Origin of the sequence: Komagataeibacter melaceti (assembly GCF_003403295.1) — a bacterium.
Taxonomy (GTDB): Bacteria; Pseudomonadota; Alphaproteobacteria; order Acetobacterales; family Acetobacteraceae; genus Komagataeibacter; species Komagataeibacter melaceti.
Genome location: NZ_QUWV01000072.1, coordinates 1 through 13,733, shown reverse-complemented (window position 1 = coordinate 13,733; position 13,733 = coordinate 1). Strand labels below are relative to the sequence as shown.

Here is a 13,733-nt window from a genome sequence, read left to right as displayed (position 1 = left end):
GCGCCACAGCCCGTCACGACCGATGGCCCGCAGGATACCCCCCGTGGGCAGGACGCCTTCACACAGGCCCCGGAGGACGTGTTCACCCCCCGCCCCGCGCCCGCCATGCCGCCTGCCGCGCCACCTGCGCGCTAGGTGGCAGACCTGCACCCAACCGGGGGCATCCATGCCCAGAAACCGCCACGGCACAGGCGTTCATGCATGTAATATCATGCCATTCATCCGCCCTGCCCCCGCAGCGGCGGATAGCATGAATGGAGTAACCAATGTCGGATCTGATCGTTGTCGGCTTTGACAGCACGGCCGAAGCCACGGCCGCGCTGACCGAATGCAAGAAGCTGGAAAAGGAATACCTGCTGGACCTGGAGGACGCGGTTGTCGTGGTCCGTGATGCGGACGGCAAGCTGCACCTGCAGCAGAGTGTGAACCTGGAAAAGGTTGGCGCTTCCTACGGCCTGTTCTCCGGCGGGTTCTGGGGTGCGCTGGTGGGGCTGCTCTGCCTGAACCCGCTGGCTGGTTTCATCGCGGGCAGCGTTGTCGGCGCTGGCGCGGGCGCCATCGCGGGCAAGATGTCCGATTACGGGATTGATGACAATTTCATCAAATCTCTCGGCTCGACCATCCCGGCCAACACCTCCGCGCTGTTCATCCTGGTGCGCAAGTCACAGCCGGACAAGGTGCTGGCGGACCTGCAGCAGTTCAAGGGCCATGCCCGCATCCTGCAGACCTCGCTTTCGCCTGAAAACGAAAACAGGCTGCGCGCGGCACTGGGCCAGCTTGCGGCCCCCACACCGGCGGCCTGATGGCCCTGCTCCGCGTGGCCTGTGGCCATGCGGGGCCTTGCCACACGTAGCCGTGATGCCGTGTGGCCGGGCGCGGTGTTACTATCGCGCCCATGCAGATGATCCGTCCCCGCTGGCGCCTGCGTGGCGCGGTTCTCATGGCCATGATATTGGCCCTCCCCGCGCTCCTGCGGCCCGCGCAGGCGGATGACAGGCTGCATACGGCATGGACATCCCAACGCGTGCTCAACGCCGTGACCGTGGCGGATGACGGGCGCGTCTTCGTCTCCTTCCCCTATTGGGGCGGTGGTGGCGCGGGGCCGACGGTGGCCGAGATCGACCGCAATGGCCAGCCGCATGCCTTCCCCGATGTCCGTTGGAACCATCCCGATGGCACGAAGGGCAACCTTGCCCCCTTCGTGCGGGTCAACGCGATCCGCATGGGGCCGGACGGGCTGTTATGGGTGGTCGATTCGGGCGATGCGAACGTGGGCGGTGCCGCCAGCCCGGCATCTGGCGCACCCGCGCGGCTGCTGGCGTTCGATATCACGACGGGCGGCGTGGTGCATGCGCTCTCGCTGCGCGCGGCCAGCACGCCGCACAGTTACATGGATGACATCCGCTTCCATAACGACACGATTTTCGTAACCGATGCGGGTGATCCGGCACTGGTCGTGGTCAACCTCCGGACCGGCCAGCAGCGCCGCGTCCTGTCCCATGACCGCTCCACTACCGATGAACGGCCCATGTATGCCGAAGGCAGGCTGCTGCGCGTGCATGACCAGCCGGTACGCATCCATGCCGACCAGCTTGAGGTCTCGCCCGACGGGCAGAAACTCTATTTCCAGCCCAGTTCCGGCCCGATGTGGGTCGCCCCCACCGCCGCGCTGGAAAACCCGGCCCTGTCCCCCGCGGATCTGTCGCACAGCGTCAGCGTGTTTTATGACACGCCCACCACTGGCGGCACCGCCATTGATGGCGATGGCAACCTGTATGTATCGGATGTGAACAGGCTGCGTATCCTGCGCATCACGCCACAGGGAAAAGCCACCACGCTGGTACGGGACAAAAGGCTGGTCTGGGCCGACGCCATGTGGATCGACAACCACGGCACGTTATGGATACCGGCGGTGCAACTGAACCGGACCGCCACTTTCCAGCCCGATGGGGTATCGCGCCTGCACCTGCCCGTTGCGATCTATACGATGGATCTGCACCTCAAACCCGTGCGCTGAGCCGACTCTGGCTGCGATCAGAGCTGGAGGATGGTTGAAAAATCAAAGTCCTGCCCCGCCGGGTTCTCCCCCAGCCGGATCAGGGTGGGGGTGGGCATGGTATAGGGCGGCACCGGCAGGTTGTACGGTGCAGGCGCACCCCGGAACACCCGCCCGGCCAGATCGAAGCGGGAACCATGGCAGGGGCAGGCGTAACCGCCCGGCCAGTTCCCCGCCCCCTGCCCATCAGGCAGCGGGCGATAGGCGGGCACGCAGCCCAGATGCGTGCATATGCCCACCACCACACCGTAACGCGGATCGACCGAACGGTGCCAGTTCGCGGCATAGGGCGGCTGCTGGAGATCCTGCGACCGTGCATCACGCAGCCGGCCCTCCAGCGCGGCATCACGCAACGCAGCAAGGGCATCCGGGGTGCGATGGGTAATGAAAACCGGCCTGCCCTGCCACGTGACCACAATCTGCTGGCCCGGCGGCAGGGTGGATACATCCACATCAACCGGCAGGTGCGCTGCCGCGCTGTCCTGCGGGGCAAGGCTTTGCAGGAAAGGCCACAGACACGCCCCGGCCCCCGCGGCCGCCGTGGCGGCGGTGACCAGGCCAAGGAAGTTCCGCCGCCCACCGGGCGTGGGCTGCGTGTCCGATACGTTTTCCATCGCCGTATTTTTATCGCCATCATGCAGGGAAAGAAAGGGCGGACAGAACGGGCATATTCCCGTACCGTTGGCCTGTCCTTAACGGACAGGCGCCATCATGCGCCCGTCCGGGCAACACAAAGCGCCCATGGACGATATGACCGGATTCCCATAAGGCAGCCCTGACACCACAGGGCCGCGGCACGGGAACCGACAACGCGCCCCGGACGGGCCATTACAGGAGAACCATCATGCGCCTTATCCTCGCCCTGCTTCTGCCGTGGCTGCAGTTCTTTACGATCGGCCGCCCCTTTGCCGGGATCATCTGCCTGATCCTGCAACTGACCGTAATTGGCTGGGTGCCGGCGGCGATCTGGTCCGTCTATGCGCTGAGCCAGTACAGCACCGACCGCAAACTTGCCCGCATGAACCGTTCCTGAGGTCTGGATGAAGCTCTATACGTACGATCACTGCCCCTTCTGCGTGAAGGCCCGGATGATCTTTGGCCTCAAGCACATCCCCTTCACCCATATCGTGCTGCCCAATGACGACAGCGAAACCCCGATCCGCATGGTCGGGCGCAAGCTGGTGCCGATACTGGAGCAGGATGGGCGGTTCATGGCCGAAAGCATGGACATCGTGGCCCATGTTGACGCCATGGACGGCCACCCGGTGCTGACAGGCCCGACGCGCCCCGAAATCAGCCGATGGCTGACGGCCGGGCAGCAGGCCTACATCCCGCTGGTGCTGCCGCGTTTCGGGGGCGCACCCCTGCCGGAATTCGCCACGACATCCGCCAGGCTGTATTACATCCGCAACAAGGAAGACATGGTCGGCCCGTTCAGTGAACGCCTGGCCGAAAGCCCCGCCCTGAAGGCCCGCATCAATGCCGACCTTGCCCGGCTTGCGGAGCTGATTGAAAGCCCTGCGGCCGTTAACGGCGTTCTTTCAACGGATGACATCCATCTGTTCGCGTATCTGCGCAGCCTGACAATCGTGGCGGACCTGACATGGCCACAGGCCGTTCGCGCCTATTGCGAGCATATGTCACGGGCCAGTGGAATCCCGCTGCTCGACACCATGGCGGCCTGATGACCGCATAACGTGAAAAAGGCGTATGGAAACTGTAAGGGCGGCCCGACCGTTTCCTGTCCATGCCAGTGGTCACGGAGCCAGTGACCACAGACCGGGCACGACAGGCCGGGAGATGTTCCATGTCAGGACCGTATGAAACGCCATGCGCGCGCATATACCGGCGCAGCGCCTCGCCCTTTGACGTGTGGGTGAAAAAATCCCTGCATGACAGGTTCGATACGGTATGTACCGAGAGCATGCCCGCCGAAATCCTGACCCAGTTTGACAGCATCTGCCGCCAGGCCGCGCCTTTCACGCCCCCCGTTCCGGGTTCGCGGCCCGGACGGGACAACTGAGTTGCCACCTGCCTGAACGGACCATTCAGATGTGGATTTTTTCTACCACCTGCACCCGGATTCCATTTGACAGGCAGCGCCACGCGCGCAAAGGGAGGGCGTGAGAATCCTTATTATGGCGGAAAATAGCCATTTGCTGTCTCTGTACGGCAACATAAAAATGGATTCGCACGGCTGAACCTCATCACAAACCCTGTGGATAAGTCTGTTGATTTTTTGGGAGCCGTCATGTCCCGCCGGGGAGTCGCGCCTATTTCCCGCTTTGTTCCGTAGCGGCTGTCAGCGTGACAGGTGCAGCGTGACGCTGTTATGCGAATCCGCCCGCCATTCCCGCCGCAACTGGGCCCAGTCATCGGAACCCTCCATCGGGTGGGTAATGTTCCACGGGTTGCCATCCAGCCTTATGGCCGCCCAGCCATGGGGGGTTTCCCCATCGGGCAGCAGGCCGACCAATGTCATGTTGGCCATGGGGTCATAGCAGGCGAACTGTTTTTCACAGCCCTGAAAGACCAGTTGCAGGCTGGCATGGGCCTTTTCACCCCGGCTCAGATGCAGCAGGAGCGTGCCGCCCTTCTTTTCCTCGGCGGAGAAGATCATGCAGCCGCCGCCCTGCACATCAACCGGCAGGATTGTCACCTTGCTGGAATGGGAATGATGGATCACGATGGTCCCGCCATCGAGCGTGAGCAGCCCGTGGTTCCATTCATGCAGCTCGTGCAGCTTCATGTTCAGCCATGCCCCGGCGCTGATGAGAATGGGCTGCGAATGAATGGAGAAGTGCGACACGACTTCCCTGCGACATTCCCCGATGGCCTGCCTGATCGTGTTCATGTTGAAATAACCGGCGGCAAGGGAAAGTCGCCCGTCGCTACATGACACTGCTGACGCCGTACCGTCCCGCCTACCCATGAAGCATAATCTCCCGAATGCATGCACGCAGCACCATGACTACGGACATGACCAAAAATTATCGCCCTGTCAGGGGACGATATGTAATTTCAAATTAATACAAAAAAATAATATGCTGTGAAATTCGATTCTTGCCCGAATGATTTCTGCAATTACTACATATACTTCCTATCTATTTGAATTCCCCATGAATTCATTCAATATTTTTCACGTGGAATTTGCGATACGTTCTAGCACCGCATCGCAACCCTGTCCATGTATCCTTACGGCGGTACAACGGAACCGGCAGTGGCTCTGCCATAACAGATTGCCCCTTACGGCAGGTACGCTCAATGCGCCGGCTTGGCTGCGGGCTGTCTGGCGGCGGCCCCTTCCTCCTGCCTGCGCTGGATATCCTCCGCCTCGTCCTCCTCAAACATGGCGCGGCATTTGGGGGTAAGCTGGTCAAGCTTGCTTTCCAGACATTCCGTCATCAGTTTCTCGTTCGGAATGTCAAGAAAACACAGCCGGAACACGTCACCCTTGCAGGCGCTGGCCTGGTCATTGCGTTCGGCCGCCAGCGCGGTCGTGGTGCCCGCCGCCAGCAGAAGAATGAAATGGAATATCCAGATCAGGTGCCCCGCGCCATAACGCAGGATGACTGGAATGCACGGCATCCGGGTACCTCCCTAACAGATAGTATGCGGCCACATGTTATATCATGGGCAGCGCATTGCAGTTTGCCGCTCAAGTCAAGCCGGATCAGCGCAAGGCTGCCATCACGGAATCCGGAAGCCGCTTTCCTGCGGATTTCATGAAAATGCGGGTCTCCCTCATCAATTCGTGAGATCGCGCATCGGAGGTAGCGAAGGATCAGGCCCCGTGCCCGGACTGCGTGGCTGCCATACGGATAGTGTCGGTAACGGGGGTATGTTTTCATGTTCGCGCCCCGGCATGACAGCCTATGATCCACCAACCGACAGCAATCAGGACGGGTTCATGAACAGCGCCAATTCCTCCCTCTCCCCGCAGGCACCCGGTGTCATCATCGTCACGGGCGGGAGTCGCGGCATCGGGCATGCGATCAGCGCCCTGCTGGCGCGGCAGGGCCATGCCGTCGCCATCAATTACGCAAACAACGCCGCCCCGGCGGAGGAACTGGCCCACACCATCATCACGCAGGGCGGCCGGGCGCTGGCGGTCCGGGCCGATATTTCAAAACCGGCGGAGATCCAGACCCTGTTCACCCGCGCGGCGGAACTCGGCCCGCTTGCCGGCCTGGTCAACAACGCGGGCATTACCGGCACCAAGGTCCGTATTGATGAACAGACCGCCGAGACACTGACGGAACTGTTCAACATCAACATCCGCGCCACCATGCTCGCATCGGGCGAGGCGGTGCGCCGCATGTCCACCCGCCATGGCGGCCGGGGCGGCGTGATCGTGAACCTCTCCTCCGTCGCGGCGCGGCTGGGGGGGCTGCCGGGCCTTGTGCCCTATGCGGCCACCAAGGCGGCGGTTGAGACCTTTACCCGCGGCCTCGCCAACGAGGTCGCGCGCGAGGGCATACGGATCAACGCCGTGGCCCCCGGCCTGACCGCCACGGACATGGTCCCCCCCGAGACGGAAAAACTGGCGGAAACCGTGGTGCCAATGGGCCGTGTCGGTCACGTGGATGAGATCGCGCAGGCCGTGGCCTTTCTGATCTCGCCCGCATCGTCGTATATGACAGGTAGCGTGATGACGGTATCCGGTGGCCGCTAGGCCCCGGCGCGCAACAGGAGAGACACCATGTACATCGCCATGAACCGTTTCCGTATCCCCCTTGAAAACGAAGACGAATTCCGTGAACGCTGGCTGGGCCGCGAGGTACACCTGCGCACGGTGCCAGGGTTCGTGAGCTTCCAGTTCCTCAAGGGACCGCAGGAGGGGGAGCATATCCTCTACGCCTCGCACACCGTGTGGGAATCACAGGAAGCCTTCATTGGCTGGACCCAGTCGGAACAGTTCCGCATCGCCCATGCGACGGCAGGCACCCGCAAGCCACTCATGGCCGGGCCGCCGGTGTTCGAGGGGTTCGAGGTCCTGCAGAACATCGAGAACTGACCCGGCCTTCCGCCCGCCATCCATGTCCCGTTCCATGATCCCGAAGGGAGAGGCCATGCGCCCAGCCGCCCCCCCATTCCACCCCGGCCGCCGGACCATCCTGGCCGGCGGGCTGGCCACGGGCGGCCTGTGGGCCAGCGGGCTGGCCGCCCGCGCAACCGCGCCGGAAACCCTGCCCCAGCCCGCCAGCGTCATTTCCACCCCACCCCGCCAGTGGGGAGCGGATGCGCCCGTGGAAGTGCTGCCGGACCCCGACATCATCGCACTCGATCCCACCTTCAGTGATCTGGTGTACGGCAATGCCAACCTGAAACTGGCATGGCGTGGCGGTGACTGGCTGGAAGGCCCGGCATGGAACAGCGAGGGCCACTTCCTACTGCTCAGTGACACGATCCGGGCGGTCCAGTACCGCTACCTGTGGGAAAACGGCGCCGTTTCGGTCTTTCGCGGCTATTCCTACAACAGCAATGGCAACATCTTCGATGCCGAAGGCCGCCTGATCAGTTGCGAACACGGGATGCGCCGCGTGGTGCGCTGGGAACATGATGGCTCATGCCACGTGCTGGCGGACAGCTATAACGGCGCGCCCCTCAATTCCCCCAACGACGTGGCCGTCCACCCCGATGGCAGCATCTGGTTTACCGACCCCGGCTATGGCGACACCATTGTAGAGGGCCACCCCGACGCACCGGGCAGCCCGACCAACCGCGACGGGCTGGAGCGCTGGACATTGGATGGGGAGGTCGTGACCCAGTTCGGTGGCCATAAACGCCAGGAAGACCACGTCTTCCGCCTTGACCCCGCCACCGGGGCGCTCACCGCCGTCCTGAGCCAGCAGCAGCTCAAGGACCCGAACGGCATCGCCTTTTCACCCGATGGCGCGCGCGTTTATGTCATCTCATCCGGCGCGGGGCCGGGGCAGCATGGGCAGGGGGGTGACCTGCACATCCATGCGGGTGATGTCCGTGATGGGGCGGTGCATGACCTCCGCCCCTTTGCCGACATGATGCTCAATGGCCACCAGATGGGGCCGGACGGCATGACCATCGACATTTTCGGCAACCTGTGGTGCGGGGCGAATGGTCCCCTCGGGCTGTGCGGCGTGGTCGTGTACAACCCGCAGGGCCACATGATCGGGCGGCTGCGCCTGCCACGCGGGGTGTCGAACCTGACATTCGGCGGCCCCAAGCGTGACGTGCTGTTCATGTGCGCCGCCGATGCGCTGTTCACCCTGCAGGTCAACACGCAGGGCGCCGCACCTTCGTGAACAGGTTCAGGCGCCCCCTACCCCCTTGCCCACCATGTCCAGCGGGCGAACGAGACGGTCAAACGTCGCGCCATCCACAAAGCCGGAGGCCAGTGCCGCCTCACGCAGGCTGATGTCGTGTTCCATGGCCTGATGGGCGATGGCGGAGGCACGGTCATACCCGATTTCGGGGCTGAGTGCCGTGACCAGCATGACCGACCCGGCCACGTAAGCGTCAATCCGCTTGCGATTGAGCCGCGTGCCCTCGACCGAGAAGATGCGGAAGTTATGGCAGCCATCCGCCAGGATGCGGATGGCGTGCAGCACGTTGGCCACGATGACGGGCCGCATCACGTTCAGGTCCAGTTGCCCCTGGCTGCCCGCCAGTGCAACCGTAGTGTCATTGCCCAGCACCTGCGTGCAGATCATCACCATCGCCTCGCACTGGGTGGGATTGACCTTGCCGGGCATGATGGAGGAACCGGGCTCGTTTTCAGGCAGGTGCAGTTCCCCCAGCCCGCAGCGCGGGCCGGAACCGAGCAGCCGCATGTCATTGGCGATCTTGAGCAGGGTAACAGCCACCCCGCGCAACCCGGCGGAGGCCCGGACCATGGCATCCAGCCCCCCAAGGGCCGCGAATTTGTTGGGCGCCGTGACAAAGGGCCGCCCCGTCAGCTCCGCAATCCGTCCGGCAATGGCGCGGCTGAAACCCGGCGGCGCGTTCAGCCCGGTCCCGACCGCCGTGCCGCCCGCGGCCAGTTGCAGCAGGCCGGGGCGGGCGGCCTCGACCGCTTCCAGCGCATCCTCAAGCTGGCGCGCCCAGCCGGACCATTCCTGTCCCACCGTAAGCGGCACGGCATCCTGCAGGTGCGTGCGGCCGATCTTGACCACCTGCATCCATTCCTCCGCCTTGGCGCGCAGGGCGGCAATGAGTTCACGCACGCGCGGCAGCAGGCGATTGTCAATTTCCAGCAGGGTCGCCACATGCATGGCGGTGGGAAAGGAATCGTTGCTCGACTGGCCCATGTTCACGTCATCATTCGGATGGACCGGGTTTTTCGAGCCGATCACGCCGCCCAGAAGCTGGATGGCGCGGTTGGCGATGACCTCGTTGACATTCATGTTCGTCTGGGTGCCCGAACCGGTCTGCCAGACGAAAAGCGGGAATTCGGAATCGAGCTTCCCTGCCGTCACCTCATCGGCCACGCGGCTTATGGCGTCGGCTTTCCACTGGGGCATGCGCCCGTCCGCCGCGTTGACCTGGGCCGCCGCCTTCTTGACGATGCCGTAGGCGCGGCAGACCTCGATGGGCATATGGTCCCGCCCGATGGAAAAATGCACGAGGCTGCGCTGGGTCTGCGCGCCCCAGTAATGATTGGCGGGAACTTCAATTTCCCCCATCGAGTCCTTTTCCCGCCGGGTGCCGGTGGCGTCCAGCCCGATGGGACAGTCATGCATGGTGGGGGTGGTGGGTCCGGTCATGGTGGCGTTCCTTTTTCCCTGTGTCTTTCAGGGGATATGGGAACGCCACCGTCCTTTCGCGCCCCCGCCCGGTATCACAAGCGGGTGCGCCGGGTCTTAAAAGTCCGCTTCAAGCGTGAAGTGGTAGGCGCGCGGCATGCCGGCATAGGCCGCGCTGCTGCCACCGGCGGTCACGTTCGTGCCCTCGGCGGTGCCGTTATAGACGGACGACCAGTACCGCTCATTGGCCACGTTGGTCACGCCAAAACGCGCCATCCACGGATGCTTGGCCGCACGGAACGGATAGCGCACGCCCATGTCCAGCGTCACATAGGACCCGGCATAGGTCGAGTTCTGGATATCCGCCGCGCGACGGCCCGTGTAATGGACATTGGCGTTGACCGCCATGCCATTGAGCGCAAAGCCCTGCGCGAACGGGAGGCGGTAATCCAGCAGCACGTTGGCCTGCAGCGGTGCGACGCCCACGGCTTCCTTGTTGGAGGTCGCGGCGGAGTTCGTGCGCAGCACCTCGGCGTCAATCCACGTCATGCCGCCAATGACCGCAAGCCGGGGCGTGATATGGCCCATGGCCTGGAATTCAACACCATAGTTACGCTGCGTACCGTAGTTGCCATAGATCAGCGTGGTGGGGTCGATATAGGCATAGCTGCGCGTGGCGCGGAAACCGGCCAGATTGAACTGCATGTTGCGATACATGTACTTGTAGCCAACTTCGTATTCCTCACTCCGGACGGGAGAGGTGAATTCGTTGTTGTTCACCGCCCCGGCCGAAACCGAGGTGCCCGCCTGCAGCGAACGGCCATAGGTGAAATACGCCGTCTGGTTATCCGTGGGCTTGTAGATCAGGCTGGCCGAAGGGCTGAACGCCGCATCGCGTGAATAGGAAGGTGCTGCCCCCTTGCCCGTGACCGGGTTGGCCATGGCGTCCTGATGCAGCCAGCTCCATGCCAGCGTGCCCATGATGGACCAGTGCTTGTTGAAATGCACCGTGTCACCCAGAATCATGGACTGGTAGCGCACGTACTGGGATTCATAGCGCCCATGGTAATAGGGCTGCTTGCCCGCATTGGGGCCGGAGGCCACCTGCGGGTTGTACAGGCTGCCATTCGTTACTGTGGTGAAGCTTTGGCCCGTGGTGGGGTTGTAGCCCCCTTCCATATACCCGTTGGTGCCGATGACGAGGTCATGCTTGATGAAGCCGGTGCGCACATGGCCGTTGATATAGGCCATGTTACTGCCGACCTTGAAGTCATTCACCGTCGCGGCGGCGGAAACGGTCTGGTTGTAGCCGCCGCTGTTGTTGATCAGCGTATCGGCGGATTCGAACACCTGGCGTGCTGAATCCTGGTACAGGCCACCGATCAGGAAGCTCCAGTTATCATTGATCCGGTGCTTGAGCTTGGCAAGGAACACGTTGTTTTCGGAGTTGTAGCCCGCGTAGTCCTGCCCCATGTGCGGCTTGCCCAGATCGGGCGCTTCGGGCAGGGCGTGCCCGTTGAGGTTGATGCCCGCCGGCATGCCGCGTTCATCAAAGGTATAATGGCTGGCATCAAGTTCGAGCACGGTGTCGCGGTCGAAATGAATGTCGAAATCCGCGCTGACCATGTTACGGCGGATCCAGCTATCCTGCACATAGGACGTGCCATCACCATGCAGCAGGTTGATGCGGTAGCCAAACCAGCCATGCCTGCCCAGACGGCCGGACGAGTCAGCGTTTTCCATAAGCGTGCCGATGGAGTCCACACCCACGACAAGGCGGTTGATGCGCTCGTCCGTCGGGCGCTTGAGACCATATTCGAACGTGCCGGCCGGGTTCTGGGGGCCATACAGCGCACCGGCCAGACCGTTGAGCACCTGCACGTTGTCAAACTGTTCCGCCGCGTAGGGGGTGACGGTAAAGGCGTTCAGCCCGTCAATACGGCTGTTGGAAATGACATCCGCCTCGAACCCGCGGGACTGCGGGCGGCTGGTGCCGGGGTCGGCGCGGGTTTCAAGCTGGACCGATGGCATGTACTGCATCAGGTCATTGATGTTGCGCGCCTGCTGGTTGACGATCACGTCATGCGGCACGGTCATGATCGACATGGGCGTGTCAAGCGTGCGGCGCGTGCCCAGCGGGCCAAGGTTGGCGGTCTTTTTGTTATAGTTGGCGGCAGCCCCCGCAACCATGCGGTGGTGACCGATAACGGTCACTTCTTCTGCATTGCCGGAAGTAACGGCATCCTGCGCGGCCGTCTTTTCCGTGGCGGGAGCAGGTGACAGGCTGGTGTTGCTGGTGCTGTTGCCACCATTGGCACCGCCTGTGGCGTTCTGGGCTGGCGTTGTATTCTGGGCATAGGCGGAAGAGCCAAGCAATGCGCCAAAACTGGCGGAAAACATCCACATCATACCAGTAGTTATTCTTGCCATGCTGGCTCCCGATTCATTGCCGTTTGTCCATATACGCCCGTATATATAGAGCCCGATGATACTGTCTATGTATGGATAAACATATTAGAGCCGGAATGATCAGATTGGAGGGAACTGTGTCCCTATAGATACAGTTATATTCTATCCCTTATTATGTCGTATTCTGGTCCGGCGCCCTCGCAAACACTGTACCAACTATCATAAACGTCATGGAATAATTCAGCCGCGCGGTTTCGGGACATGATCCGCAGGCGGCCTGCCGACAATACTGTCTTTAATCTTGACGCCGGACAGGGCGCTGATATAGACGGATGTTATATTATAACACTTTAGGCACGCCATGCCGTTTTCCACCCCGCTTTCCACCCCCCTGCCAGCTTCGGGCAAATGGATGCCGATGCAACGCGCCAGCCGGACCGCGCCCGCCGCCCCCCTGCGCCAGACATGGGCGGCGCGTGCGTGGTGGCAGCGCCTGGCCTGCATGGCCATGCCGTGCGCCGCGCTGTGGGGGCTTATTGCCTGGGCCGTGTCGCAACCGTGACAAATGGAACAATCCGGCTGGATGATGCCGGTGTGGTCCTGAACGGCAACCCGGTCTGGCAGCACGTTACCGGCAGTTTCGCGCCGGGCAGCATGACCGCCATCGCCGGGGCCAACGGGGCGGGAAAATCCACCCTGCTGCGCGCGATACTGGGCGAGGTGCCGCTGGCATCGGGCACGATCACGCGCGATGGCCTGCGCCAGCAGGATTTCGGCTACCTGCCGCAGGCGCGCAATATCGACCGTGCCTTTCCCATCAGCGTGACCGACATGGTGCTGAGCGGCGCATGGCGGCAGACCGGGGCCTTTGGCGGGGCGGACCGGCAGGTGCGCCTGCGCGCGGCCAGCGCGCTGCGCCGCGTCAACCTGAACGGACAGGCGGACCGCATGATCGACGCCCTGTCCGCCGGGCAGTTCCAGCGCCTCATGTTCGCGCGCCTCCTCATGTCCGATGCCCGTGTCATGATGCTGGATGAACCCTTCACCGCGCTTGACGCCCCCACCACGCAGGACCTGCTGGAACTGGTGTGCGAATGGCACGGGCAGGGGCGCACCATCATCGCCGTGCTGCATGACATGCGCCAGATCCGCGACTGTTTTCCCGACACCGTGCTGCTCGCCTCCGGTCATGCCACATGGGGGGCGACATCCCGAATCCTCACCCCCGAAAAGCTGCGGCAGGCCTATGCCCCCGCACAGGGCGCGGGACAGGCAACATGGCCATGAGCATGCTGGGCGCCCTGTGGGAACCGTTCGCGACATTCGGCTTCATGCGCCGCGCCCTGGTGGCGTCCGTGGCGCTGGGCATGGGGGCGGGTCCGGTCGGGGTCATGCTGCAACTGCGCCGCATGAGCCTGATTGGCGACGCCATGAGCCACGCCATCCTGCCCGGTGCGGCGGTGGGGTTCCTGCTGGCGGGCGGGCTGTCACTGACCGCCATGGGGCTGGGCGGCATTGTCGCGGGGCTGGGGGTGGCGCTGCTG

At 63.0% G+C, this 13,733-nt stretch carries 17 protein-coding genes; 12 read left to right on the top strand and 5 right to left on the bottom strand.

Features of this window, described 5'->3' with window-relative positions; genetic code table 11:
* The first annotated feature begins 266 nt into the window (after positions 1–266).
* Both DY926_RS09560 and DY926_RS09555 read left to right on the top strand, forming a co-directional pair.
* Complete coding sequence (locus DY926_RS09560; protein WP_116703168.1) at positions 267–803, top strand: DUF1269 domain-containing protein; 537 nt, start codon at positions 267–269, stop codon at positions 801–803.
* A 143-nt stretch (positions 804–946) separates the two neighbouring features.
* Positions 947–2,017, top strand: a complete 1,071-nt coding sequence (locus tag DY926_RS09555; protein WP_241503143.1) for an SMP-30/gluconolactonase/LRE family protein — start codon at positions 947–949, stop codon at positions 2,015–2,017.
* A gap of 17 nt (positions 2,018–2,034) precedes the next feature.
* Here DY926_RS09555 and petA read toward each other — a convergent pair whose 3' ends face one another.
* The gene (gene petA, locus DY926_RS09550) at positions 2,035–2,670 is read right to left on the bottom strand and encodes a ubiquinol-cytochrome c reductase iron-sulfur subunit (protein ID WP_116703167.1); all 636 of its coding nucleotides are present in this window, start codon (positions 2,668–2,670) and stop codon (positions 2,035–2,037) included.
* A 230-nt stretch (positions 2,671–2,900) separates the two neighbouring features.
* Here petA and DY926_RS09545 point away from each other — a divergent pair, with 230 nt between their 5' ends.
* The 3 genes from DY926_RS09545 (at position 2,901) to DY926_RS09535 (ending at position 4,079) form a co-directional block, all read left to right on the top strand.
* On the top strand, positions 2,901–3,089 hold the full coding sequence (locus tag DY926_RS09545) for a YqaE/Pmp3 family membrane protein (protein ID WP_116703166.1): 189 nt from the start codon (positions 2,901–2,903) through the stop codon (positions 3,087–3,089).
* Between the two features lie 7 nt (positions 3,090–3,096).
* Positions 3,097–3,741, top strand: coding sequence for a glutaredoxin 2 (grxB, locus tag DY926_RS09540; protein WP_116703165.1), 645 nt, complete (start codon positions 3,097–3,099; stop codon positions 3,739–3,741).
* Between the two features lie 122 nt (positions 3,742–3,863).
* Positions 3,864–4,079: a hypothetical protein gene (locus DY926_RS09535; RefSeq protein ID WP_116703164.1), complete on the top strand. Its 216-nt coding sequence runs from the start codon at positions 3,864–3,866 to the stop codon at positions 4,077–4,079.
* Between the two features lie 279 nt (positions 4,080–4,358).
* On the opposite strand, the gene DY926_RS09530 is transcribed toward DY926_RS09535, so the two are convergent.
* Both DY926_RS09530 and DY926_RS09525 read right to left on the bottom strand, forming a co-directional pair.
* Positions 4,359–4,988, bottom strand: coding sequence for a hypothetical protein (locus DY926_RS09530; protein ID WP_116703163.1), 630 nt, complete (start codon positions 4,986–4,988; stop codon positions 4,359–4,361).
* Between the two features lie 329 nt (positions 4,989–5,317).
* Positions 5,318–5,644, bottom strand: coding sequence for a hypothetical protein (locus DY926_RS09525; protein ID WP_116703162.1), 327 nt, complete (start codon positions 5,642–5,644; stop codon positions 5,318–5,320).
* Positions 5,645–5,688: 44 nt separating this feature from the next.
* Between DY926_RS09525 and DY926_RS18000 the strand changes: the two genes are divergently transcribed.
* The 4 genes from DY926_RS18000 (at position 5,689) to DY926_RS09510 (ending at position 8,340) form a co-directional block, all read left to right on the top strand.
* The gene (locus DY926_RS18000) at positions 5,689–5,814 is read left to right on the top strand and encodes a hypothetical protein (protein WP_274541798.1); all 126 of its coding nucleotides are present in this window, start codon (positions 5,689–5,691) and stop codon (positions 5,812–5,814) included.
* Positions 5,815–5,966: 152 nt separating this feature from the next.
* The gene (locus DY926_RS09520) at positions 5,967–6,731 is read left to right on the top strand and encodes an SDR family NAD(P)-dependent oxidoreductase (protein WP_116703170.1); all 765 of its coding nucleotides are present in this window, start codon (positions 5,967–5,969) and stop codon (positions 6,729–6,731) included.
* A 27-nt stretch (positions 6,732–6,758) separates the two neighbouring features.
* On the top strand, positions 6,759–7,073 hold the full coding sequence (locus DY926_RS09515) for an antibiotic biosynthesis monooxygenase family protein (RefSeq protein ID WP_116703161.1): 315 nt from the start codon (positions 6,759–6,761) through the stop codon (positions 7,071–7,073).
* A 55-nt stretch (positions 7,074–7,128) separates the two neighbouring features.
* Positions 7,129–8,340 (top strand): SMP-30/gluconolactonase/LRE family protein, encoded by a 1,212-nt coding sequence (locus DY926_RS09510; RefSeq protein ID WP_116703169.1) that lies wholly within the window; start codon positions 7,129–7,131, stop codon positions 8,338–8,340.
* 6 nt (positions 8,341–8,346) lie between these two features.
* Here the strand turns inward: DY926_RS09510 and fumC are convergent, their stop codons facing one another.
* A complete protein-coding gene (fumC, locus tag DY926_RS09505) occupies positions 8,347–9,801 on the bottom strand; it encodes a class II fumarate hydratase (protein WP_116703160.1) in 1,455 nt (484 codons plus the stop codon).
* A gap of 96 nt (positions 9,802–9,897) precedes the next feature.
* Positions 9,898–12,189: a TonB-dependent receptor gene (locus DY926_RS09500; protein WP_241503141.1), complete on the bottom strand. Its 2,292-nt coding sequence runs from the start codon at positions 12,187–12,189 to the stop codon at positions 9,898–9,900.
* A 361-nt stretch (positions 12,190–12,550) separates the two neighbouring features.
* Here DY926_RS09500 and DY926_RS17265 point away from each other — a divergent pair, with 361 nt between their 5' ends.
* The 3 genes from DY926_RS17265 to DY926_RS09485 all read left to right on the top strand — a co-directional run.
* Positions 12,551–12,751: a hypothetical protein gene (locus tag DY926_RS17265; RefSeq protein WP_158551947.1), complete on the top strand. Its 201-nt coding sequence runs from the start codon at positions 12,551–12,553 to the stop codon at positions 12,749–12,751.
* Positions 12,670–13,476, top strand: a complete 807-nt coding sequence (locus DY926_RS09490) for a metal ABC transporter ATP-binding protein (protein ID WP_116703157.1) — start codon at positions 12,670–12,672, stop codon at positions 13,474–13,476. The genes DY926_RS17265 and DY926_RS09490 overlap by 82 nt, the downstream gene beginning before the upstream one ends.
* Positions 13,473–13,733: metal ABC transporter permease (locus DY926_RS09485; protein ID WP_186336125.1), on the top strand; the 261-nt coding region annotated here is incomplete at its 3' end. The genes DY926_RS09490 and DY926_RS09485, both read left to right, overlap by 4 nt.

What these genes read in the sequence shown, in the direction of transcription:
- DY926_RS09520 (WP_116703170.1), top strand. Translation starts at nt 5,967, where the DNA reads ATGAACAGCGCCAATTCCTCCCTCTCCCCGCAGGCACCCGGTGTCATC.
- petA (WP_116703167.1), bottom strand. Translation starts at nt 2,670, where the DNA reads ATGGAAAACGTATCGGACACGCAGCCCACGCCCGGTGGGCGGCGGAAC.
- DY926_RS09560 (WP_116703168.1), top strand. Translation starts at nt 267, where the DNA reads ATGTCGGATCTGATCGTTGTCGGCTTTGACAGCACGGCCGAAGCCACG.
- DY926_RS09500 (WP_241503141.1), bottom strand. Translation starts at nt 12,189, where the DNA reads ATGATGTGGATGTTTTCCGCCAGTTTTGGCGCATTGCTTGGCTCTTCC.
- DY926_RS09535 (WP_116703164.1), top strand. Translation starts at nt 3,864, where the DNA reads ATGTCAGGACCGTATGAAACGCCATGCGCGCGCATATACCGGCGCAGC.
- DY926_RS09555 (WP_241503143.1), top strand. Translation starts at nt 947, where the DNA reads ATGATATTGGCCCTCCCCGCGCTCCTGCGGCCCGCGCAGGCGGATGAC.
- DY926_RS09510 (WP_116703169.1), top strand. Translation starts at nt 7,129, where the DNA reads ATGCGCCCAGCCGCCCCCCCATTCCACCCCGGCCGCCGGACCATCCTG.
- grxB (WP_116703165.1), top strand. Translation starts at nt 3,097, where the DNA reads ATGAAGCTCTATACGTACGATCACTGCCCCTTCTGCGTGAAGGCCCGG.
- DY926_RS09525 (WP_116703162.1), bottom strand. Translation starts at nt 5,644, where the DNA reads ATGCCGTGCATTCCAGTCATCCTGCGTTATGGCGCGGGGCACCTGATC.
- DY926_RS09515 (WP_116703161.1), top strand. Translation starts at nt 6,759, where the DNA reads ATGTACATCGCCATGAACCGTTTCCGTATCCCCCTTGAAAACGAAGAC.
- fumC (WP_116703160.1), bottom strand. Translation starts at nt 9,801, where the DNA reads ATGACCGGACCCACCACCCCCACCATGCATGACTGTCCCATCGGGCTG.
- DY926_RS09530 (WP_116703163.1), bottom strand. Translation starts at nt 4,988, where the DNA reads ATGGGTAGGCGGGACGGTACGGCGTCAGCAGTGTCATGTAGCGACGGG.
- DY926_RS18000 (WP_274541798.1), top strand. Translation starts at nt 5,689, where the DNA reads ATGGGCAGCGCATTGCAGTTTGCCGCTCAAGTCAAGCCGGATCAGCGC.
- DY926_RS09545 (WP_116703166.1), top strand. Translation starts at nt 2,901, where the DNA reads ATGCGCCTTATCCTCGCCCTGCTTCTGCCGTGGCTGCAGTTCTTTACG.
- DY926_RS17265 (WP_158551947.1), top strand. Translation starts at nt 12,551, where the DNA reads ATGCCGTTTTCCACCCCGCTTTCCACCCCCCTGCCAGCTTCGGGCAAA.